General features: G+C 63.1%; 22 protein-coding genes. 17 read left to right on the top strand and 5 right to left on the bottom strand.

Annotated elements, in window-relative coordinates; translation table 11 throughout:
* The first annotated feature begins 62 nt into the window (after positions 1 to 62).
* A complete protein-coding gene (locus tag C7G42_RS12730) occupies positions 63 to 605 on the top strand; it encodes a methylated-DNA--[protein]-cysteine S-methyltransferase (RefSeq protein ID WP_106949712.1) in 543 nt (180 codons plus the stop codon).
* Positions 606 to 725: 120 nt separating this feature from the next.
* Here C7G42_RS12730 and C7G42_RS12725 read toward each other — a convergent pair whose 3' ends face one another.
* Positions 726 to 2270, bottom strand: a complete 1545-nt coding sequence (locus C7G42_RS12725; RefSeq protein WP_106949308.1) for an acyl-CoA synthetase — start codon at positions 2268 to 2270, stop codon at positions 726 to 728.
* A 158-nt stretch (positions 2271 to 2428) separates the two neighbouring features.
* Complete coding sequence (locus C7G42_RS12720) at positions 2429 to 3601, bottom strand: acetyl-CoA C-acetyltransferase (protein ID WP_106949307.1); 1173 nt, start codon at positions 3599 to 3601, stop codon at positions 2429 to 2431.
* A 210-nt stretch (positions 3602 to 3811) separates the two neighbouring features.
* On the opposite strand from C7G42_RS12720, the gene C7G42_RS12715 reads away from it, so the two are divergent.
* The 8 genes from C7G42_RS12715 to C7G42_RS12680 all read left to right on the top strand — a co-directional run bounded on the left by C7G42_RS12715 (position 3812) and on the right by C7G42_RS12680 (position 12943).
* A complete protein-coding gene (locus C7G42_RS12715) occupies positions 3812 to 4414 on the top strand; it encodes a TetR family transcriptional regulator (RefSeq protein WP_106949306.1) in 603 nt (200 codons plus the stop codon).
* Between the two features lie 55 nt (positions 4415 to 4469).
* Entirely contained in the window at positions 4470 to 5228 is a 759-nt protein-coding gene (locus tag C7G42_RS12710; RefSeq protein WP_008135372.1) for an SDR family NAD(P)-dependent oxidoreductase, read from the top strand.
* 188 nt (positions 5229 to 5416) lie between these two features.
* On the top strand, positions 5417 to 6223 hold the full coding sequence (locus C7G42_RS12705; protein ID WP_106949305.1) for an enoyl-CoA hydratase/isomerase family protein: 807 nt from the start codon (positions 5417 to 5419) through the stop codon (positions 6221 to 6223).
* A 43-nt stretch (positions 6224 to 6266) separates the two neighbouring features.
* Positions 6267 to 8138, top strand: coding sequence for an AMP-binding protein (locus tag C7G42_RS12700; RefSeq protein WP_106949304.1), 1872 nt, complete (start codon positions 6267 to 6269; stop codon positions 8136 to 8138).
* Positions 8139 to 8236: 98 nt separating this feature from the next.
* On the top strand, positions 8237 to 9364 hold the full coding sequence (locus C7G42_RS12695) for an acyl-CoA dehydrogenase family protein (protein ID WP_106949303.1): 1128 nt from the start codon (positions 8237 to 8239) through the stop codon (positions 9362 to 9364).
* 130 nt (positions 9365 to 9494) lie between these two features.
* A complete protein-coding gene (locus C7G42_RS12690; protein WP_106949302.1) occupies positions 9495 to 10739 on the top strand; it encodes an acyl-CoA dehydrogenase in 1245 nt (414 codons plus the stop codon).
* Positions 10740 to 10862: 123 nt separating this feature from the next.
* Positions 10863 to 12107 (top strand): acyl-CoA dehydrogenase, encoded by a 1245-nt coding sequence (locus tag C7G42_RS12685; RefSeq protein ID WP_106949301.1) that lies wholly within the window; start codon positions 10863 to 10865, stop codon positions 12105 to 12107.
* A gap of 137 nt (positions 12108 to 12244) precedes the next feature.
* On the top strand, positions 12245 to 12943 hold the full coding sequence (locus C7G42_RS12680) for a nitroreductase (RefSeq protein ID WP_106949300.1): 699 nt from the start codon (positions 12245 to 12247) through the stop codon (positions 12941 to 12943).
* Between the two features lie 69 nt (positions 12944 to 13012).
* Here the strand turns inward: C7G42_RS12680 and C7G42_RS12675 are convergent, their stop codons facing one another.
* Together C7G42_RS12675 and C7G42_RS12670 are read right to left on the bottom strand one after the other, a co-directional pair.
* Positions 13013 to 13561 carry a sigma-70 family RNA polymerase sigma factor gene (locus C7G42_RS12675; protein ID WP_094895961.1) on the bottom strand — a complete coding sequence of 183 codons (549 nt, stop codon included), beginning with the start codon at positions 13559 to 13561 and terminating at the stop codon, positions 13013 to 13015.
* Positions 13561 to 13794 (bottom strand): NepR family anti-sigma factor, encoded by a 234-nt coding sequence (locus C7G42_RS12670; RefSeq protein WP_199580870.1) that lies wholly within the window; start codon positions 13792 to 13794, stop codon positions 13561 to 13563. The genes C7G42_RS12675 and C7G42_RS12670 overlap by 1 nt, the downstream gene beginning before the upstream one ends.
* Positions 13795 to 14013: 219 nt before the next feature.
* Here C7G42_RS12670 and C7G42_RS12665 point away from each other — a divergent pair, with 219 nt between their 5' ends.
* Positions 14014 to 14820 (top strand): response regulator, encoded by an 807-nt coding sequence (locus C7G42_RS12665; RefSeq protein WP_199580869.1) that lies wholly within the window; start codon positions 14014 to 14016, stop codon positions 14818 to 14820.
* A gap of 73 nt (positions 14821 to 14893) precedes the next feature.
* On the opposite strand, the gene C7G42_RS12660 is transcribed toward C7G42_RS12665, so the two are convergent.
* The gene (locus tag C7G42_RS12660) at positions 14894 to 15361 is read right to left on the bottom strand and encodes a TonB family protein (protein WP_158537585.1); all 468 of its coding nucleotides are present in this window, start codon (positions 15359 to 15361) and stop codon (positions 14894 to 14896) included.
* Positions 15362 to 15550: 189 nt separating this feature from the next.
* On the opposite strand from C7G42_RS12660, the gene C7G42_RS12655 reads away from it, so the two are divergent.
* The 7 genes from C7G42_RS12655 (at position 15551) to C7G42_RS12625 (ending at position 20538) form a co-directional block, all read left to right on the top strand.
* A complete protein-coding gene (locus C7G42_RS12655; RefSeq protein WP_199580868.1) occupies positions 15551 to 16159 on the top strand; it encodes a nuclear transport factor 2 family protein in 609 nt (202 codons plus the stop codon).
* A gap of 204 nt (positions 16160 to 16363) precedes the next feature.
* The gene (locus tag C7G42_RS12650; RefSeq protein ID WP_106949295.1) at positions 16364 to 17602 is read left to right on the top strand and encodes a tyrosine-type recombinase/integrase; all 1239 of its coding nucleotides are present in this window, start codon (positions 16364 to 16366) and stop codon (positions 17600 to 17602) included.
* 164 nt (positions 17603 to 17766) lie between these two features.
* Positions 17767 to 17946, top strand: coding sequence for an excisionase family DNA-binding protein (locus C7G42_RS12645; protein ID WP_106949294.1), 180 nt, complete (start codon positions 17767 to 17769; stop codon positions 17944 to 17946).
* A gap of 1 nt (position 17947) precedes the next feature.
* Positions 17948 to 18433, top strand: a complete 486-nt coding sequence (locus C7G42_RS12640) for a hypothetical protein (protein ID WP_106949293.1) — start codon at positions 17948 to 17950, stop codon at positions 18431 to 18433.
* Positions 18426 to 18743: a hypothetical protein gene (locus tag C7G42_RS12635; protein ID WP_106949292.1), complete on the top strand. Its 318-nt coding sequence runs from the start codon at positions 18426 to 18428 to the stop codon at positions 18741 to 18743. Before C7G42_RS12640 ends, C7G42_RS12635 begins: the two co-directional genes overlap by 8 nt.
* Before the next feature lie 86 nt (positions 18744 to 18829).
* Positions 18830 to 19783, top strand: a complete 954-nt coding sequence (locus tag C7G42_RS12630; protein ID WP_106949291.1) for a hypothetical protein — start codon at positions 18830 to 18832, stop codon at positions 19781 to 19783.
* Between the two features lie 92 nt (positions 19784 to 19875).
* Complete coding sequence (locus C7G42_RS12625; protein WP_106949290.1) at positions 19876 to 20538, top strand: head maturation protease, ClpP-related; 663 nt, start codon at positions 19876 to 19878, stop codon at positions 20536 to 20538.
* Positions 20539 to 20640: the final 102 nt, after the last annotated feature.

The raw sequence follows: 20640 nt of genomic DNA, 5'->3' as shown, positions 1-20640 counted from the left end.
TAGATTTAGCCCGAGATCACATTGGGGGCATGCGACGGCAACGCATGCTCGGGAACCAGGCCATGACCGACCAGCATTTCGCCCTGTTCGACACCAGGATCGGCGTCTGCGCCGTCGCTTGGGGGCCGCGCGGCATCAACGGCACACAGCTGCCGATGGGTGGTGAGGACAAGATCCGCACCCGCATCAGCCAGCGCCACGCCGACGCCACCGAGGCCGAGCCGACCGCCGAGGTGCGGCAGGCGATCGACCGCATCGTCAAGCTGCTCGCGGGCGAGCCTGACGATCTCACCGACATCCCGCTCGATCTCGACGGCGTGCCTGACTTCAACCGCGGCGTCTACGAGATCGCCCGCGCCATTCCGCCGGGCAAGACCGTCACCTATGGCGACATCGCCAAGCGCCTCGGCGGCGTCCAGCTGTCGCGCGACGTCGGCCAAGCGCTCGGCCACAACCCGTGCCCGATCGTGGTGCCCTGCCATCGCGTGCTCGCGGCCGGCAACAAGCCCGGCGGCTTTTCAGCCAATGGCGGCGTGGTGACGAAGCTGAAGATGCTGGAGATCGAAGGCGCGCTGGTCAACCACACGCCGAGCTTGTTTGATTGAAGATGGCCGGCGCCGGCCTCGTAGGGTGGGCAAAGCAAAGCGTGCCCGCCACATCGATCGTAACGAGAAAAGATGGTGGGCACGGCGCTTTGCGCCTTTGCCCACCCTACAAGTGCCAGCCTAGATTTTCGCCGCCGTCTTCGGCCAATATTTGTCACGCAGGTGCCGCTTCACCAGTTTGCCCGTGGGCGTGCGCGGCAGCTCGGGCTCGAAATCGATCGAGCGCGGGCACTTTATCGCCGACAGCCGCGTCTTGCAGTAGGCGATCAAATCGGCCTCGAGTGCCTTGCCGGCACGAGCCATGTCGTGCGGCTGCACCACCGCCTTCACCTCTTCGCCCATCTCCTCGTTCGGCACGCCGAACACGGCGACGTCGGCGATTTCGGGGTGGGTGATCAGCACGTCCTCGGTCTCTTGCGGATAGATGTTCACGCCGCCGGAGATGATCATGTAGGACTTGCGGTCGGTGAGATAGAGGAAGCCGTCCTTGTCGAGGTAGCCGACGTCGCCGAGCGTGGACCAGCCCCTGGCGTTGTAGGCCTTCTTCGTCTTCTCGGCATCGTTGTGATAGGTGAACGCGGGGGCGTCGGCGAAATAGACCGTGCCGATCTCGCCGGTAGGTTGCTCCTCGTCGTTCTCGTCGAGAATCTTGATCTTGCCGACCACGGCGCGGCCGACGCTGCCGCGATGCTCGAGCCATTGCTGCGAGTTGCAGACGGTGACGCCATTGCCTTCCGAGCCGGCATAATACTCGATCAGGATCGGGCCCCACCACTCGATCATCTTCGCCTTGACGTCGACCGGGCAGGGGGCTGCGGCGTGGATCGCGCCCTTGAGCGTGGAGACGTCGTATTTCGAGCGGACCTCATCCGGCAGCTTCAGCATGCGTACGAACATGGTCGGCACCAGCTGGGACTGCGTGACCTTGTATGTCTCGACCAGCCTCAGAAACTCTTCGGCGTCAAAATGCTCCATGATGATCGAGGTGCCGCCGAGCACGATTGCCATCATGTTGAAGCGCAACGGAGCTGCGTGATAGAGCGGTGCCGGCGAGAGATAGATGCTGTCGGCGTTCATGCCGCACATGTCGGCGCAGAGCACGCGCAGGAAGGCGTTCGGCGCGTCGATCCTGGTGCCTTCGAAGGCCTTCTTGATGCCCTTCGGGCGGCCGGTGGTGCCGGACGAATACAGCATGTCGTAGCCGGCGACCTCATCGGCGATCGGCGTGGCCGGCTGCGCGGCGGCTTCCTTGTCGTAGGAGCGGAAGCCGGGCAGCGGGTCGTCCATCATGTAGAAGAGCGGCTCGCCGGCGGCGCCCTTGACCAGATCCTTGATCTGATCGGCGCATTTCGGCGTGGTGATCACGATCTTGGCGCCGCAATCGGCGATGATGTAGTCGATCTCGTCCTGCTTCAGATAGCGGCTGATCGCGGTGTAATAGAGCCCGCTCCGCTGCGCGGCCCAGCACAGCTCCATGAAGGCGAGGCGATTTTCCATCAGCAGGGCGATGTGGTCGCCGGCCTTGAGGCCAAGCGAGCGGAAAAGCTGCGCGCCCTGGTTAGAAAGCTCGTCGAGCTCGCGATAGGTGATCGCCTTGCCGGTGCCGGCCATCCGGTAGGCGATCTTGTCGGGCGTGGTGCGGGCGTGGATGGAGGGGTGGGTCATGGCGATGTTTCAATGTAACGGCAAATGGATATGACGTTCCCCGGACGCGGCGCAGCGCGCAGCGTTGCGCCGCAGATCCGGGGTCCACTTTGAGGCACAGGTCCCGGCTCTGCGCTGCAGCGTTTCACGCCGCAGCGCGTCCGGGACGCGAGAAAGGCTTACAGCCGCTCGACGATCGTGACGTTGGCCATGCCGCCGCCTTCGCACATGGTCTGCAAGCCGTAGCGCTTGCCGCGCTGGTGCAGGGCGTGGACCAGCGTGGTCATCAGCTTGGTGCCGGAGCCGCCGAGCGGATGGCCGAGCGCGATGGCACCGCCATTGACGTTGAGGCGGGCCGGATCTGCGCCGGTGGTCTTCAACCATCCGGTCGGCACCGAGGCGAAGGCCTCGTTGACCTCGAACAGGTCGATGTCGTCGATCTTCATACCGGCCTTCTCCAGCGCCTTCTTGGTGGCGTGCAGCGGCGCATCGAGCATGATCACGGGATCGCCGCCCGTCATGGTCATGTGGTGGATGCGCGCCAGCGGTGTGACGCCGAGCTGCTTCAGCCCGCGCTCGTTGACGACCATGACGCCGGAGGCGCCGTCGCAGATCTGGCTGGCGCTGGCGGCGGTGAGCTTGCCGTTCTCCGCGATCAGCTTGACGCCCTTGATGCCGTCGAGCGTGGCATCGAAGCGGATGCCCTCGTCGATGTGGTGGGTGTCCTTGCTGCCGTCGGCGCGGGTGATCTCCAGCGGCACGATCTCCTTCTTGAAGTGGCCGGCCTGCGTTGCCGCGATTGCGCGCTGATGGCTGTTGTAGGAATACTCGTCGAGGTCATCCTTCGACAGGCCGTACTTCTCGGCCATCATCTCGGCGCCGGTGAACTGGCTGAACACGATGTTCGGATATCTCGCCTCGATGCCCGGGCTCTTGTAATTGCCGAAGCCGTTCTTGGCCGGCAGCTGCGAGGACAGGCCCATCGGCACGCGCGTCATCGATTCCACGCCGGCGGCGATCACCACGTCCATCGTGCCCGACATCACGGCTTGCGCGGCGAAATGCAGCGCCTGCTGCGAGGAGCCGCACTGGCGGTCGATCGAGGTGCCCGGCACGCTCTCCGGCAGCTTCGAAGCCATGATGGCGTTGCGGGCAACGTTGTTCGACTGCTCGCCGACCTGCATGACGCAGCCCATGATCACGTCCTCGACCATGGCGGGATCCACCTTGGTGCGGTCGACCAGTTCGTTCAGCACTTTTGCGGCGAGATCCGCCGGATGCCAGCCGGCGAGACGGCCCCCCTTGCGCCCGCCCGCGGTACGCGCAGCGGCGACGATGTAAGCCTCGGCCATGTCGGTCTCTCCCTGAATTCTTGATTGGATTGGTTGTCGGGGACGGATTTAAGGGGCGGGATATCGTTTAGTCAATCGATCAATTAACTCTTGTGATGAGGCGCTGCTTCGGCTTATCTGCGGCCCGTTCATGCGGCGAGAACAGGGATCTCCGTGGCCACCAGCGTACCGAACAGGCTCCCGAGCGGAAGAAATTCCACGGCAGAGAAATTGCTCGTGGCCGCGAGCGAGCTGATGATCGAACGCTCCTCGATCGAGATTTCGCTCAGCGATATCGCGCAGAAGTCGGGCGCCAATGCCGCGCTGGTCAAATATCACTTCGGCAACAAGGACGGCCTGCTGCTGGCGCTGCTCGCGCGGGACGCGGCGACCGAGATGTCCAATCTCGAATATCTGCTGGCGCAGCCGATCACGGCGACGGCGAAGCTGAAGCTGCATATCGCCGGCATCATTCGGGCCTATCACCGGTTCCCCTATATGAACCGGCTGATCCATTATCTCCTGCACGAGAGCGTCGCCGGCTCCGCCGATGAGGTTTCAAAGTTCTTCGTCGCGCCGCTGCTCGACTTTCACCGCCGCCTGCTCGCCGAAGGCGTCAGCCGCGGCGAATTCCGGGCCACCGATCCGGTGCTGTTCTACACCAGCCTGATCGGTGCCTGCGATCACCTGTTCTTTGGCCGGCACGCGATGTCTCGCGCGACCGGCGTCGGCCCGGTCACCGACGATGTCTGCCGGCAATATATCAAACACATGGAAACGCTGATCTGCGGCGGCATCCTCACGCAAGTCGGGGAGCCTGCGGCGGCCGGATAATCCGGCCATCACTATCGAAGTCCAGAGAAGAAACGCCCAAGGAAAGGTACAAGCGATGGAATTGAAAGACGTAGCCGTTCTCATCACCGGCGGCGGTTCGGGCCTAGGCGAAGCGACCGCCCGCGCCATGGCGGCCAAGGGCGCCAAGATCGGCGTGATCGACCAGAACAAGGACAATGCCGAGAAGGTCGCGGCCGAAGTGAAGGGCGTCGCGCTCCATGCCGACGTCACCAGCGAGGAGCAGATCAAGGCGGCGATTGCCAAGGCGGAAGCTGCCCATGGCGTGGCCCGCGTGCTGATGAACTGCGCCGGCATCGGCGGCTCGCAGCGCATCGTCGGCCGCGACGGCGTCTATCCCCTGGAAAAGTTCGCGCGCATCATCAATGTCAACCTGATCGGCACGTTCAACTGCCTGCGGCTGTTCGCCGAGCGCCTCGTCACGATCGAGCCGGTCGGTGAAGAACGCGGCGTCATCATCAACACGGCGTCGGTCGCGGCTTACGAAGGTCAGATCGGCCAGATCGCCTATTCGGCGTCGAAGGGCGGCGTCGTCGGCCTGACCCTGCCGGCCGCGCGCGACCTCGCCAGCCAGAAGATCCGCGTCAACACCATCGCTCCCGGCCTGTTCTTCACGCCACTGCTGATGGGGCTGAACGAGGAAGCCCGCAAGAGCCTGGGCGCCCAGGTGCCGCATCCCTCGCGTCTCGGCGACGCCAAGGAATACGGCTCGCTCGCCGTGCATATCGTCGAGAACCCGATGCTGAATGGCGAGACGATCCGTCTGGACGGCGCGATCCGGATGGCGCCAAGGTAGCTTCTTCCTTCTCCCCTTGTGGGAGAAGGTGGCGCGAAGCGCCGGATGAGGGGTTATCTCCGCGATCTCATCTGCGGAGACAGACCCCTCACCCAAGAGAGTATGTTGCAACCGTGTGCATGCCCTCTCCCACAAGGGGAGAGGGCGCAGCAATCGGCGCCGCGGCTCGCGGATAGCACGAGGCCCCCATGTCCCAACCGCTGCTGATCGAGCATGACGACGGCGTCGACCGGGTGACGCTCAATCGTCCCGAGAGCCTCAACGCGCTCGATCCGGCGCTGATCGAGGCGCTCAATGTCTATTTCCAGGGGCTGCAGCGCAACCGCGACACGCGTGTCGTCGTGCTGAAGGGCGCCGGCAAGGATTTTTGTGCGGGCCTCGACCTCAAGGCAGCGATGACGCGCCGAGCCGGGCAGCAGGAGCCGCCCGGCGCCACGGAGTCCCTGGATTCGCAGCGGCGCATCGCCGACATCGTGATGCTGATGCGGCGCTGCCCGCAGCCCATCATCTCTCTCGTGCAGGGCGCAGCGGCCGGCGGCGGCTTTGCGCTAGCGCTGGCGTCCGACATTCGTATCGCGACGAAATCGGCGCGCATGAACTGCGCTTTCATCAAGCTTGGGCTTGGCGGCTGCGACATCGGCACCAGCTATTTCCTGCCGCGGCTGGTCGGGGTGTCCGTGGCGTCGGAGCTGATCCTCACGGGCCGGTTCATCGGCGCCGAGCGCGCGCTGGCGGTCGGGCTGGTCTCGGATGTCGTGGAGGAAGACAAACTCGACGCCGCGGCCGAGCCTTATGTCGAGGCTATGATGACGGCTTCGCCGGTGGGCCTGCGCCTGTCCAAGGAATGCCTCAACATGAGTGTCGACGCAGGATCGCTCGAAGCGGTCATCGCCATGGAGGATCGCAACCAGGTTCTGTGCAGCCGGTCCGAGGAATTTTCGGAAGGCATCAGGGCCTTCCTTGAGAAGCGAAAGCCTGTCTATATCAAGCGCTGAACGAGAACGATCCGCAAAGGACGATAATTCCGGGAGACGCAAAATGAGTGGAAGTGCGGCGGCCGTGATGACGAAGCCCGCCTTTCGCAAGATCGAATGGCTCAAGCGCGACATCGACGTCGAGCGCCGCAGCGACGGCACGGTTGTGCTGAAATCGCGCATTCCGCTGCAAGCTTACGAGACGCACATTCCGGCCTCGCTGGCGAAATGGGCGAAGGAAGCACCCGAGCGCATATGGCTGGCGCAGCGCGGCGGCCCCAACCGCGAATGGCGCAAGGTGTCCTATGGCGAAGCCAAGCGCACCGTGGATGCGCTGACGCAAGGCCTGCTCAATCTCGGGCTCGATGGTCGTCCCGTTGCGATCCTCTCAGGCAATTCCATCGAGCATGCGCTGATGACGCAGGCCGCGATGCAGGCTCGCTCACCCGCGGCGCCGGTGTCACCGGCCTATTCGCTGATGAGCCACGATCACGTCAAGCTGAAGTACCTGTTCGATCTGATCAGGCCGGCCGTGGTGATGGTGCAGGACGGCCCGACTTTCGAGAAGGCGCTGAAGGCGATCGACCTCACCGGCGTGACCGTGGTTCACGTCATGCGCCCCTGCGACGGCATCAGCAGCGTCAGCTTTGCCGATCTCGCCGCAACACCTGTCACTGCTGATGTCGAAGCTTCCATCGCAAGGATCACACCCGACACAGTCGGAAAACTGCTGTTCACGTCAGGCTCGACCGGCATGCCCAAGGCCGTCATCAACACGCAGGAGATGATGTGCGCCAATGCGGCGATGATGATGCAGGTTCGTCCGCGCGATCCCAGCGGCCCGACCACGACCATGCTGGACTGGATGCCGTGGAATCATACGATGGGCGGCAACGCGGCCTTTCATCCGGTGCTGGTCGACGGCGGCACGCTCTATATCGACGACGGCCGCCCGATGCCGGGCCAGTTCGAGGAGACGCTGCGGAATCTGCGCGAGATCTCGCCGACCTATTACGCCAACGTGCCGGCCGGCTATGCGGCGCTCGCGGCGGCCATGGAGAAGGACGACGCGCTGTGTCGTTCCTTCTTCAAGAATCTCTCGATCATGGCCTATGGCGGCGCGCGGCTGCCGGATGATCTCTACGAGCGCATGCAGGCCCTGGCGGTGAAGACCACCGGGGAGCGCATCGTGTTCTACACCGGCTGGGGTTCGACCGAGACCGCGCCGACCTCCACCGGCACCTATTGGGACACCGAACGCGTCGGCCTGATCGGCCTGCCGTTCCCCGGCGTCGAACTGAAGATGGTGCCGTGCGGCTCGAAATACGAGCTGCGGCTCCGCGGCGTCAACGTCACGCCGGGCTACTTCGGGCAGCCCGAGCTGACGAAGAAGATGTTCGACGAGGAAGGCTTTTATTGCATCGGCGATGCCGGCATCTTCGTCGACGACGAGGATCCGGTGAAAGGCATCATCTTCGCCGGCCGCGTCGTCGAGGACTTCAAGCTCACCACCGGCACCTTCGTCCATGTCGGCTCGCTCCGTACCGATGCGATCGCAGCCGCAACGCCTGTCGTGCATGATGCGCTGGTCGCGGGGCAGGATCGCCCGTTCATCGGCCTTCTGGCCTGGCCGAACCTTCACGCCTGCCGCCAGCTCGTCGGCAATCCAGATCTGAGCTTCGAGGACGCGGTGAAGCACCCCGAGGTGATCGCCTGCTTCAGGCGCGGGCTGGAAGCGCACAATCGGGACTGCGAGGGCGCCAGCAGCCGCATCATCGCGCGCGCGATGCTGATGGCCGAGCCGCCCTCGATCGACGGCAACGAGCTCACCGACAAGGGCTACATCAACCAGCGTGCGGGCCTCGAACGCCGCGCTGTGCTGGTGGAGCGGCTCTATGCCGACAAGCCCGACCAGGATGTGATCGTGCTGAAATGAGTGCACAACTCTCTCAACCCCGTCATTCCGGCTCGCGCTACGCGAGCCCCGGAATGACGGCGCCAATAATGACAACGAATAAACGAAGGTAGCCCGCCATGAACTTCGACTTCTCTGACGATCAGAAGCAGCTCCGCGATCAGGCGCGCAAATTCCTCGCCGAAAAATGCTCCCCGAAGGCGGTGCGCGTGGTGCTCGACGGCAAGGCGCCTTATGACAAGGAGCTGTGGAAGGGCCTTGCCGAGATGGGCTTTCTCGGCGTCGCGATCCCCGAAGAGTTCGGTGGTGCCGGCGCCGGCCATCTCGAACTCTGCGTCATCGCAGAAGAGATGGGCCGGGCCAACGCGCCGGTGCCGTTCTCCTCGACCGTGTATCTTGCCGCCGAGGCGCTGCTGATCGCGGGCAGTGACGCGCAGAAGAAGAAATGGCTGCCGGCGATTGCCTCGGGTGAGGCGATCGGCACGCTGGCGCTGTTCGAGGGCAAGGGCAATCCGGCGCCGAAGAACGTCAAGCTCTCGGCTGCGAACGGCGTCTTGAACGGGGTCAAGAAGCCGGTCCCTGATGCTGCGATTGCCGATTTTGCGGTGGTCGCCGCGCGGACGGGATCGAGCGGGCGCGACGGCGACATCTCGCTGTTCCTGGTCGATCTCAAGGGCGCAGGCGTCGCCGTGAAGAGCCTCACCAATCTGGATCCGACCCGTGGACAGGCCGAGATCACCTTTAGCGATTGCAAGGCCGAGCCGCTCGGCGCTGCCGGGGAAGGCTGGAGCATCCTTACCCAAATACTCGATCGCGCCGCCGTGCTCTGTGCGTTCGAGCAGGTCGGCGGCTCGGATCGCGCGCTGGAGATGGGCCGCGACTACGCGCTCGACCGTATCGCCTTCGGTCGCCAGATCGGCTCGTTCCAGGCGGTCAAGCACATGCTGGCCGACATGTATGTGTCGGCGACGCTGGCGCGCTCCAACAGCTATTACGGCGCCTGGGCGCTCTCGACCAACGCAGCCGAATTGCCGGAAGCCGCTGCCGCCGCGCGCATCAGCGCGACGCAGGCGTTCCAGCACTGCGCCAAGAACAACATCCAGGTTCACGGCGGCATGGGCTTCACATGGGAATTCGACTGCCACATGTACTACCGCCGCGCCAACGCGATGGCGCTCGGGCTGGGCAGTCTCTCTTATTGGGAAGACCAGTTGATCGACCGCATGCGGAAGAAGAATGCGGCGTAAGCCACCGCACGTGTGTGTCCCGGACGCGGTGCGGCGCGTAGTGCCGCTTCGCAGAGCCGGGACCCAGAGCCGCAATTGACCCCGGCTCTGCAGCTGCGCAGCGTCCGGGGAACGAACCGAGAGTGAGACCATGAACTTCGATGACACGCCGCAAGAGGCCGAATTTCGCGCCACCGCTCGCGCCTGGATCGGCGCCAACGCGCCCAAGCAATACGAGGACGAGCTGCGCAAATCCTCGCTCGGCCGCACCGTTCTCAGGAATGCCGACATTCTCGACGTGGCGAAGGCCTGGCAGAAAAAGAAGGCCGACGCCGGCTGGGCTTGCCTGCACTGGCCGAAGGAATATGGCGGCCGCGGCTCTTCGCCGATCGAACGCGTGATCTGGTCGCAGGAAGAGGGTCCGTTCGGCCAGCTCTCCCGCATGTTCATCATCGGCCACGGCATGTGCGGGCCGACCATGATGGCCTTCGCGCGCGAGGAGCATAAGCGCACCTATCTGCCGCCACTCGCCTCCGGCGAAAAGGTCTGGTGCCAGCTGTTCTCCGAGCCGGCGGGAGGCTCCGACGTCGCGGGGCTTCGCACGCGTGCGGAGAAGGACGGCGACGACTGGGTCATCAACGGCCAGAAGATCTGGACCTCGGGCGCGCATTATTCGGACTACGGCATTTTGCTGACCCGCACCGATCCGACCGTGCCCAAGCACAAGGGCCTCACCATGTTCTTCCTGGACATGAAGAGCCCGGGCGTCGAGGTGCGGCCGATCAAGCAGGCGAGCGGTGCCTCCGACTTCAACGAGGTCTATTTCACCAATGTCAGGATTCCCGATCACCAGCGCCTCGGCGAGGTCGGCGATGGCTGGAACGTCTCGCTGACCACGCTGATGAACGAGCGCAGCGCGATCGGCGCAGCCGTTTCGACAGGCTTCCCTGAGCTGTTCGAGTATTGCTCGGGCCTGATGCTCGACGACGGCCCGGCGATCGAGGATCGCGCGGTGCGCTCGAAGCTGGCGAACTGGGCGGTGAAGGCGAGCGGACTGAAATACACCAGCATGCGCGCGATCTCCGCGCTGTCGAAGGGCGAGCGGCCGGGGCCGGAGAATTCCATCGGCAAGCTGGTGGCGGGCTCGATGATCCAGGACGTCGCGACCTACGCGCTGGATTTGCAGGGCGCCAGCGGTGTCGTCAGCGGCGAAGACAGCGAGCTCGCCGGTCGTTTCCAGGCGATGCTGCTGCGTGCGCCCGGCACGCGCGTCGAAGGCGGCACCGACGAGATCATGCGCAACATCATCGCCGAGCGGGTGCTTGGCCTGCCGGGTGACATCCGTGTCGACAAGGACGTGCCGTTCAACAAGATCCCTACGAAGGGAAGAAGTTAGCTTCGTAGGATGGGCAAAGGCGCGTAGCGCCGTGCCCACCAATTCCATCGAGCACGACGAAAGGTGGTGGGCACGCTTCGCTTTTCCCACCCTACGCACCGCGCAAGGATTGAAAGGTCCGCCATGAATTTCGACGACACCCCGCAGGAAGCCGCATTCCGCGCCACCGCGCGCAAATGGGTCGAGGCCAACGCGCCGAAGGAGTTGCACGCCGAATTGTCGAAATCCTCACTCGGCCGAATCCGCCTCGCTCACCACGACATCGTCGACGTCGGCAAGGCCTGGCAGAAGAGGAAGTTCGAGGGCAACTGGGCCTGCCTGCACTGGCCGAAGGAATATGGCGGTCGAGGTGCGACGCCGATCGAGAAGGTGATCTGGCAGCAGGAAGAAGGGGTCTACGGCAAGCTGACGCAGCCGTTCCAGATAGGCGAGGGCATGTGCGGTCCGACCGTGATGGCTTTCGGCAGCGAGGATGCCAAGCGCAGGTACCTGCCGAAGCTCGCTTCGGGCGAGGAGATCTGGTGTCAGCTGTTCTCCGAGCCGTCGGCCGGCTCCGACGTCGCAGGCCTGCGCACCCGCGCGGAGAAGAAGGGCGACGACTGGGTCGTCAACGGCCAGAAGATCTGGACCTCGGGCGCCCATTATTCCGATTACGGCCTTCTGATCGCGCGCACCGATCCGAACGTGCCCAAGCACAAGGGCCTCACCATGTTCTTCCTGGACATGAAGAGCCCGGGCGTCGAGGTGCGGCCGATCAAGCAGGCCAACGGCATGCAGGAGTTCAACGAGGTCTATTTCACCGATGTCGTGATCCCCGACAGCCAGCGGCTAGGCGCCGTCGGCGAGGGCTGGAGCGTGTCGTTGACCACGCTGATGAACGAGCGCATGTCGATCGGCTCGCGGCTTGCGACCGGCGTGCCTGAGATGTTCGAATTCTGCTCCAATCTGATGCTGGAGGACGGTCTCGCTATCGACGATCCTGCAGTGCGTTCGAAACTCGCGAGCTGGGCGGCGAAGTCGAACGGGCTGAAATTCACCAGCTATCGCACCATTTCGGCGCTGTCGAAGGGTGAGCGGCCGGGCCCGGAGAATTCGATCGGCAAGCTGGTGTCGGGCATGATGCTGCAGGACATTGCGACCTACGCCATGGACCTGCAGGGCGCGGCCGGGGTTCTCACCGGCAACGACGAGGAGACGGTGCAGGGCCAGTTCCAGCAGATGCTGCTGTCGTCGCCCTCGATGCGCATCGCCGGCGGCACCGACGAGATCCTGCGCAACATCATCGCCGAGCGGGTGCTGGGCCTGCCCGGCGACATCCGTGTGGACAAGGACGTGCCGTACAACAAGATCCCGACCAAGGGGCGGTGATCTCACCTCTCGCTGTATCTCGTAGGGTGGGCAAAGCGAAGCGTGCCCACCATATGCAGATGCGCTGGAGTAAGTCTGTCGGTGGGCACGTCGCAATGCGCCTTTGCCCACACTAAGAGAAGAGCGCGAGCTGAACCATGGACGCTACCGTCAATCAGAACGACCGCATCGGCGTGCTCGAAGAGCTGCTCAACGAGCGTTACTCCGTCCGCGCTTTCCTGCCCCAAGAGGTCGACCGCGCGACCGTCGAGCATGTGCTGACGACCGCACAGCGCACGGCGTCGTGGTGCAACAGCCAGCCCTGGCAGGTGATCATCGCCAGTGGCGAGGCCAAGGAGCGCTTTCGCCAGGCGATCTACAAGGAGGCCTCGGGCGGTCTCGGTGACGATTACGACTTCACCCCGCCGCGCGAATATGTCGGCGTCTATCTCGATCGCCGCCGCGAAAGCGGTTTTCAGCTCTACAACACGCTCGGCATCGCACGCGGCGACAAGATGGCTTACGCCAAACAAGCGCTGGAGAACTACAATTTCTTCGGCGCGCCGCATGTCGCCATCATTCACACCAATGAGCCGCTCGGGATCTATGGTGCGATCGATTGCGGCGCCTATGTCTCCAACTTCATGCTGGTTGCGCAGGCGCTCGGGCTCGGCACGATTCCGCAGGCGGCGCTTGCGCGGCATTCCGGCCTGATCCGCGGACACTTCAATCTGCCTGACGATCGCCGCATCGTCTGCGGTATCTCGTTCGGCTACGCTGACAACGCGCACAAGATCAACAGCTATCGCACCTCGCGTGCGAGCGTGGCTGAAACGGTAACTTTCGCCGACGAGTGATCGAGACGCGCAAAGGCGGCCGCGAGAACGGCCGCCTCCACATCGTTTCGGATCGATTGCCGCTGGCCGCTATCCGCCGCTGCCACCGATTACGGCGCGAATGGTCTCGTCGGGCCCGAAGTCCTCGGCGCCGTCGACATAGAGCAGCGCGGCGAGCTTCGAGCGCGCGCGGTTGACGCGGCTCTTGATCGTGCCAACGGCACAGCCGCAGATCGAGGCCGCGTCTTCGTAAGAGAAGCCGGAGGCGCCGACCAGGATCAGCGCTTCACGCTGGTCCTGCGGAAGTTTCTCGAGCGCCGTGCGGAATTCCTCGAATTCGAGATGCGCGTTCTGCGAGGGCTGTGTCTTCAGCGTCTTGGCGTAGTTGCCTTCGGCATCCTCGACCTCGCGCCGCCGCTTGCGATAGTCGGAGCGGAACAGGTTGCGCAGGATCGTGAACAGCCATGCCGGCAGATTGGAGCCGGGCTGGAACGAGTCGATGTTGGCGAGGGCGCGAAGCAGCGTCTCCTGGACCAAATCATCGGCGCGGTCTGCGTTGCCGCTGAGCGAAATGGCGAACGCGCGCAGGCTCGGCACGCTCGCGAGGATGTCGTTACGCAGGGAATCCGTGAGAGGCATTAATCCCTCCCATTGGTGTTGTCGTTGGATCCGCCCTCTTCGCCCACTTGGGGTGTGGCCCCCGGCGCATCAAGCTTCTTGATCAGTTCGGCGAACCGATCCGGAACCCCCTGTCGCACGACATCGTCGTACATGGCGCGCAACTGATGCCCTATCCGGGATTGTATCTCCGGAGTGAGGCCTCCCTTGCCGGGGGTCGTGCTTCTGCTGGCTTGAGACTTGAGATCTTTCATGACCTGTTCCACGTTTCCCCGAGTTAAGTGACTGTAAAATCGAGAAGTTTTCTCAACCGGGAGCCGTTCCCTGGATAGGCACAATTCCAGGTTCGATAAATAGTTCCCGCTTAGGCGGAACTTTTCTTGGCCTGAGACGTAAACAGCCCAGCAGGGGAACCCGGGCCCCCCTCCGATTGCCTGGACGTCAAAGTAGGTCCGAATATGAATGGAGTGGGGATGTCCCGTTCACAGCTTGTTGCTGAACACTTGCCGTTGTTGCGCCGGTACGCACGCGCCCTGACGGGCAGCCAAGCCTCCGGTGACGCTTATGTCGCAGCCATGTTGGAAGCCATGCTGGGCGATCCGGCGGTGCTCGACGAGAGCCATGGGCCGCGCGTTGGCCTGTTCCGGTTGTTCACTCAGATCTGGAATTCGGTCTCCGTCAACGACGATGCCGAGGTGGCGACCCTGCCGATGCCGCCGGAGCGGCGACTGTCGAACATCACGCCGCTGCCGCGGCAGGCGTTCCTGCTGCTCTCCCTGGAGGGATTTTCGGAAGAGGAGGTCGGCTACATCCTCGGCACCGACGTTGCCGAGACCCGGCGGCTTGCGGATGCCGCGGGACGCGAGATGGCCGCCGAGATCGCCACCGACGTGCTGATCATCGAGGACGAAACCTTCATCGCCATGGACCTCGAGAGCCTGGTGAAGAATCTCGGCCACAATGTCGTCGGCGTCGCCCGCACCCATGCTGATGCGGTGGCCCTGGCCAAGAACAAGCGGCCCGGCCTGATCCTCGCCGACATCCAGCTCGCCGACGGCTCGTCGGGCCTCGACGCGGTCAACGAGCTGCTGCGCACGTTCGAGGTGCCCGTGGTGTTCATCACGGCGTACCCGGAGCGCTTCCTCACCGGCGAGCGCCCCGAGCCGGCGTTCCTGATCTCGAAGCCGTTCCAGCCCGCGATGGTGTCGGCGGTGGCGAGCCAGGCGCTGTTCTTCCAGCGCAACTCGCGCAACCGCGCGCCGAAGGCACCGGCGGCTTAAGGAAGCCTTCATCGGAAAGGAAAACGGCGCGTCCCAAGGGCGCGCCGTTTTTGTTGGCGAGTGTTGCTCTGTCTCAGCAGCCGTGGCAAATGCTACGCATCTTTGCATCGACCTTTGCCTGTTCTGCGGCCGACTCCGCCGGCGGCGGGCTGCCCGACCAAGGTAGCGTCGTTTTGGCCTTGAAGACGATGGGCGCCGTGAGGCGAAGACTGTTCTCCTCGATCTCGGCGGGCGGCTCGGGGAATGGCGCGGCCGCTTCCACCATAGCCAGAGCTGCAGCGTCGAGTTCGCTGGAGCCCGTGCTTTCGACCAGCGCGCTCGAAATCAAATTGCCCGTGCGATCAAGAACAAGTAGCACCTTCGCTGCGCCGCCCTCGGCGGGCGAATTGTGCGGATATGTCCTCTTGCTGGCCAACCGATTGGAAATTTGCCTCTTCCAGGCGCTGAGAGAGTTCGCTTGGGTGTCTGGCGCCCCAGTCTGCGCATACGCCGGAAAGGCCGCCAGCAATCCAAGAAACGCGGCCAGCAAGGAGAATTTCATTTGCATGGTTGCGGATAATAATCGCGTCTTGGTTGATGGCAAGGACCGATACGCGTATCGAGGTTACTTCGCTGTGGGCAATTTCGAACCGCCTCCAAGCATCACCAGCTTGACGCCAAAGTCATAGCCCCCTTGATACGTCGGTTGATGACATCCATTGCAGCCTTACGCAGCCGGGAGAAACGCACCATGGACCAGCAGTTGCTCGATCGCCTCGCCATCCGCGACCTCGTGGAGAACTGGGCGGTCTGGCGCGACGCCGGTGATTGGGAGCGCTTCGCCACGGTCTGGCACGACGAGGGCTGGATGTCCGCCACCTGGTTTCAGGGGCCGGCGCGGGATTTCATGCGCGTCAGCCAGGAGGGGTTTGCCAGGGGCGTTCGCATCCTGCATTTCCTCGGCGGCACCAGCATCGATCTCGCAGGCGCGCGGGCCATCGCCCAGACCAAGATGACGATCTCGCAGCGCGCCCTGGTGCACGACGTGGTTTGCGATGTCGTCTGTACCGGCCGCTTCTACGATTTCCTGGAAAAGCGACAGGACCAATCAGGTATTGGGCGGTGGGGCATCGTCCGTCGCCAGCCGATCTACGAGAAGGACCGGATCGACCCGGTCGATCCCGCAGCAGAACTCCGCCTCGACCAGAAAGCGCTCGCCGCGCTTCCCGAAGGCTATCGCCATCTCGCCTACATGCAGGAGCTGATCGGCTACAAGGTCAAGCGCGACATGCCGGGCCTGATCGGTCCTGAGGTCGAGAAGCTCTACGGCGAGGGGCGGGATTGGCTGGCGGGAAAGTAAACCCCAGACAAAAGTAAGGCGCGACTGGCATCACCCCGGATGCGTAGGGTGTTCAGGGTAGTCCGGCCCGGTCCGGATTAGTCAGAAATAGGCACGTTGATTCAAGGGGTTATATCGGCTAAAACGTCCCCATCAGTTCACGCGTACCCAGCGAAAACCGGCCGCAACCGGCGCCAAAGGTGGGGTAAAAGGTGGGGAAGCCGAATGGCCCGCAGACAATTGCACAAGCTTTCGGTGAAGGAAGTGAGAGCCGCCGGACCGGGACGCCACAGCGACGGCGGCGGGCTCTATCTTCAGGTGGGCGATGGCGGCGCCCGGTCGTGGCTCTTTCTTTACAAAGAGCGGGGCTCGGGGAAACGCAGAGAGCTTGGCCTAGGCTCCGCAGCGGAGAAGGGCGGCGTGCCTCTAGCCGACGCCCGCAAGGGCGCTGAAGGGCTCCGCAGCACAATTGCAGAGGGCAAGGACCCGGCATCGCAGCGGAAGGCCGAAGCGCTCGCGGGAACCACCTTCGGCGACTTCGCGGACGCCTTCTTGGAATCGATCAAGGCGGGCTTCAAGGGGAAGAACAGCCACGCCGATTGGAAGCGGGACTTGGAAGTGCGGTGCGCGACGATCCGTCCGAAGACCCTTCAGGACATCACCACGCCCGACGTGCTGGCGATCATCGGGCCGCTATGGCTCACCATCAACCGGACCGCGCGAGAGACCCGGAGCCGGGTTGAACGGGTGCTTGATGCCGCCGACTCCAAGGGCTACCGAACGGGCCGGAACCCGGCGGAGTGGAAGGCGCTGAAGCCGTTGTTGCCGAAGGCGCCGAAGTCGAAACGGCACCACAAGGCGGCGCCCTACAAAGACGTGCCGGGCATCGTCGCCGCGCTTCGTACGAAGCACAGCGGCGCCGACACCGCCGTGAACCGCGCGGCCGAATTCATCATCTTGACGGCAGTGCGGACCGGCGAAGCGCGCTTCATGCGAGCCCGTGAAATTAATTTCAAGGAAGCGCTTTGGACCATCCCGGCGGAGCGCATGAAGACGGAAGACCACCCGGAGGGCAGGCCGCACGAAGTGCCGTTGTCCGCTCGCGCCATCGCGATCTTGCGCGCGGTGATGCCGAAGGGCTTGGACCCGGACGCCTATGTGTTCGCTGGCCAGTGGTCGAAGGACCACGCAAAGCCGCTAGGCATGAACGCCGTTCTGCACGCGCTGCAAAAGGTCTATCCGGAAATGACGACGCACGGGTGCCGGTCCAGCTTCCGCGATTGGGCGGGTGACGAAACGAGCTTCCCGCGCGAAGTCGCGGAGATGGCCCTAGCGCACAAGGTGGGCGACGACGTGGAGCAAGCGTATCGGCGCGGCACGGCCTTGAAGAAGCGGCGCGAGCTAATGGAAGCTTGGGGCCGTTACGTCGAAGGCGAGTCCAATGTAGTGGCACTGCGAGCGTAGAGCGTCTATAGTGGCCGCGAGGCTTATGGTGAGGCTCACTTTCTATTTCGTACGATGCAAGGCCCGGTTTGTCGCCGGGCCTTTTGCTTTCCAAACGTTACTAGATTCGGCGTCATCGGCCTGAGTACCCTTCGCACCATCGCCGTGCATAGGAGTATTTCAGAGTGTCCGACGTTCTTCCCTTCGATTTGAAGCCATTCAGCATTGCCGAGGCCGCGCGAGAACTAGGCATTTCGCGAAGCTTCCTGTTCAAAATGATCGCCGATGGTCGCATTGAGACGGTCAAGCTCGGCCGTCGGACGCTGATCAAAGGCGGCGCGATCCGAAAAGCGCTCGGCGCCTGAGATGTCGCGGCTACATGAACTGCTGCGTCTTGACGGTACAGGCGCCGCACGTCGGCGCCGGCCGTCCTTGCCGGGCATCTTTCATTTCGATCCGACGGCGCTCGAAAATCGTATTGATTGGGTTTTGACGGCCCCCACCTTTGATTTTATCGCAGCCGACGCGCTTGCGGCGCGCGACGCGTACGCAGACACAGTAGAGAGACTGCATCGCGATCTTGGCCGCTACCGGATCGCGTCGCTTTTGGCCGTCGCGCCCCGCGAGTTTTGGCCACTGCGGCTCGCGCGGGCATTCGGGGCTGTGCCACACAATCATTGGATCGGAGAGCGCTACACCGTAGATGACCTACGCGCGTGCAAGCATCCCGAAGCTCGCACGGCACTAGCAGCGCTTGGCCAGATTCCATGGGCTGACCAAACGTGTCGAGAGCGCAGCGCCTTTTTGCTGACCTACATCGTCACGCGGATGCGGCGGGGCGATCATGGATGACGCGGCGCTTATCGCGCGGCTCGAAGAGCGCGGGGTTGACCCGGAGGACATCGCGTTAGTCCGTGATGCGCTCCGGGCGCGTGGGCGCCCGCGCCATGAAGAGGACTATGAAACTAACGTGCGTGCGATCCTGTTTTACAAGAATGGCCGAGCGCGCGGGGCTGAAAAAGACGGTCTAATCGAAGCGATGGAAGACCTATTTTCGCTGCCCGCTGGACGCGCGAGGAATTTGGCGGACGGAAAAGGATATACGAGCGCCCATGCTGAGGCCCGCCGTCGCTTCGCTACGCAATTCATTCCCACGGAATAGAAATAGGAATTCCCACGAACAAAATGGGATGAAGGCTGAGAGCACTCGCCCTAATTTCGCAGCATCAACATAAAGGAATTTTGCCGATGCTTTTACACGATGATTCAGAAATGCATGATCGCCTTACCGTTGCCTTCAAGAAGCGTTTTCCCAGCCAAGCGCTGGACAAGTATCGCCGCTCCATGAAGGCGAGCGCTCGCCACGAAGCCCAACAGGCGGTTGATCGCGACCAGACCCGACGGATCGTTGAGTCCGCGCGCGCCGACGCCGAACTTATTGCGGCACTCGAACGGGACGAACGCCACTACGGTCCGGCGCCTGAGCGAACAGCCCGCATGGAGCGCGCGCGGAGGAGCCGTACGGAAAAGCTGCGCGAAGTGGCTTTGCGTCGCAACGCTTCGGTGGAATCAAACCAGCCGTACGAAACATTGGCGGAATTCGTTCTGGACTCGACCGGAGATTACGACGCAGTTGATATGGAGTTGAAGATTCCGAAAGGGCAGAGCTTGCCTGACGCGTTGCTTTCGGTGCGCGAGGAGATCGCTCAATGCGAACGGGACATTCGGAACGCGCGCGCGGCTCCTCTTCCTCTTGCAGACGCAACGAAGCGGATCGCAGAAGACGTTCGCCGAAAGGCTCGCGGTCTCAATGTGTCCCGCACCGCGCGCATCTCGCCGGACGTGATCGGTATCCGTGGCTTGGCAAGTGCGCAAGGGCACGTCGAGTTTCCGTCTACGAGCGTGGTCCACGACGGTGGCGGCCGAACGGAAGTGAGTGCTGGTGTGGAGCTTATGTGTTGGCTGTTCGGCGACCAGATCATCAAGAAAGCCGCAACAGAACTTGAGGCAACTTACAAGGACAAAAAGCCGCTTTCACTCGCGGAACGCTCGCGCGTCATCGCTGAAGCCGAGTCGCACCAACTTGCTGCCGAACGGCGGGAAGAAAAAATCGTCTCGGCATTGGAAGATGCTGGACATCTAGTTTACCGAAGACCGCTCGCTAATCCGCTTGCAGTACTTGAAATCGCGCGCCGGGCATAGCGGTCACGTGACGCCGAGGCGGCGGCTTTTGCGGTCCTTCGGCCGCCGCTCGGCACTTACATATTGCATTCATTTTCCTTGGAGCTTTTCAAATGACGAAATCTTGGTTCTCAGCCCGCGCCGTCTCACGCGACATCGGCGAGGTTCGCATTCTTGAAGACATTGGCGCGTGGGGTGTGACCGCAAAGCAGTTCCATCAAGAACTCACGACTCTTGGCCCTGTAAAGACCCTAGAGATCATCGTTTCGAGTGATGGAGGCGATGTCACCGAAGGCTTCGCTATCATGTCGATGTTGGGCCGACATCCGGCGAAGAAAATCGTCCAGATTCTCGGGCTCGCAGCATCGATGGCATCGGCAATCGCGTGCGTGGGCGATGAAGTCCACATTTCCGAGAACGCCTTCATCATGATCCACGACCCTTGGGGTGGGGTCGTTGGAGGCTCCGAACAGATGCGCAAGTCTGCCGACACGCTGGACATGATGCGAGTCAATCTATTGAACACATACGTCAAGCGCACCGGCCTGGATACCGCTCGCGTCGAAGCGATGATGCGTGAAGAAACGTGGTTGAACGCCAAGGAAGCCGTGCGTCTTGGCTTCGCGGACACGATCACCCCCGCGCTACAAGCGGCGGCCATGGTCAAAGTCGGCGAAATGGCTGCGAAGTTTAAATCATCCCCATTGCCACGCAGTTGGCACGTGATCCGCGAAAGCGCCTTTGCGAATCTTAATCGTCGGGGGCGGCGATGCTGAATTATCGAGACGTTTGCGACATGGTGGGGATGAGGCCCGCCGAACTGAGCCGCGCCATTTCGTGCGATGGCTTCCCTCGCCCGACCATTAACAGCGGGCACG

Source organism: Bradyrhizobium sp. MOS003, assembly GCF_003020125.1.
Classification (GTDB): Bacteria; Pseudomonadota; Alphaproteobacteria; order Rhizobiales; family Xanthobacteraceae; genus Bradyrhizobium.
This window is presented reverse-complemented; position numbering and strand designations above follow the sequence as displayed.

Coding starts and splice junctions, on each gene's coding strand:
- C7G42_RS12635 (WP_106949292.1), top strand. CDS start 18,426: ATGGATGACGCGGCGCTTATCGCGCGGCTCGAAGAGCGCGGGGTTGAC.
- C7G42_RS12625 (WP_106949290.1), top strand. CDS start 19,876: ATGACGAAATCTTGGTTCTCAGCCCGCGCCGTCTCACGCGACATCGGC.
- C7G42_RS12700 (WP_106949304.1), top strand. CDS start 6,267: ATGAGTGGAAGTGCGGCGGCCGTGATGACGAAGCCCGCCTTTCGCAAG.
- C7G42_RS12695 (WP_106949303.1), top strand. CDS start 8,237: ATGAACTTCGACTTCTCTGACGATCAGAAGCAGCTCCGCGATCAGGCG.
- C7G42_RS12725 (WP_106949308.1), bottom strand. CDS start 2,270: ATGACCCACCCCTCCATCCACGCCCGCACCACGCCCGACAAGATCGCC.
- C7G42_RS12685 (WP_106949301.1), top strand. CDS start 10,863: ATGAATTTCGACGACACCCCGCAGGAAGCCGCATTCCGCGCCACCGCG.
- C7G42_RS12670 (WP_199580870.1), bottom strand. CDS start 13,794: ATGAAAGATCTCAAGTCTCAAGCCAGCAGAAGCACGACCCCCGGCAAG.
- C7G42_RS12660 (WP_158537585.1), bottom strand. CDS start 15,361: ATGAAATTCTCCTTGCTGGCCGCGTTTCTTGGATTGCTGGCGGCCTTT.
- C7G42_RS12690 (WP_106949302.1), top strand. CDS start 9,495: ATGAACTTCGATGACACGCCGCAAGAGGCCGAATTTCGCGCCACCGCT.
- C7G42_RS12680 (WP_106949300.1), top strand. CDS start 12,245: ATGGACGCTACCGTCAATCAGAACGACCGCATCGGCGTGCTCGAAGAG.
- C7G42_RS12720 (WP_106949307.1), bottom strand. CDS start 3,601: ATGGCCGAGGCTTACATCGTCGCCGCTGCGCGTACCGCGGGCGGGCGC.
- C7G42_RS12650 (WP_106949295.1), top strand. CDS start 16,364: ATGGCCCGCAGACAATTGCACAAGCTTTCGGTGAAGGAAGTGAGAGCC.
- C7G42_RS12730 (WP_106949712.1), top strand. CDS start 63: ATGACCGACCAGCATTTCGCCCTGTTCGACACCAGGATCGGCGTCTGC.
- C7G42_RS12665 (WP_199580869.1), top strand. CDS start 14,014: ATGTCCCGTTCACAGCTTGTTGCTGAACACTTGCCGTTGTTGCGCCGG.
- C7G42_RS12675 (WP_094895961.1), bottom strand. CDS start 13,561: ATGCCTCTCACGGATTCCCTGCGTAACGACATCCTCGCGAGCGTGCCG.
- C7G42_RS12630 (WP_106949291.1), top strand. CDS start 18,830: ATGCTTTTACACGATGATTCAGAAATGCATGATCGCCTTACCGTTGCC.
- C7G42_RS12710 (WP_008135372.1), top strand. CDS start 4,470: ATGGAATTGAAAGACGTAGCCGTTCTCATCACCGGCGGCGGTTCGGGC.
- C7G42_RS12655 (WP_199580868.1), top strand. CDS start 15,551: ATGGACCAGCAGTTGCTCGATCGCCTCGCCATCCGCGACCTCGTGGAG.
- C7G42_RS12640 (WP_106949293.1), top strand. CDS start 17,948: ATGTCGCGGCTACATGAACTGCTGCGTCTTGACGGTACAGGCGCCGCA.
- C7G42_RS12705 (WP_106949305.1), top strand. CDS start 5,417: ATGTCCCAACCGCTGCTGATCGAGCATGACGACGGCGTCGACCGGGTG.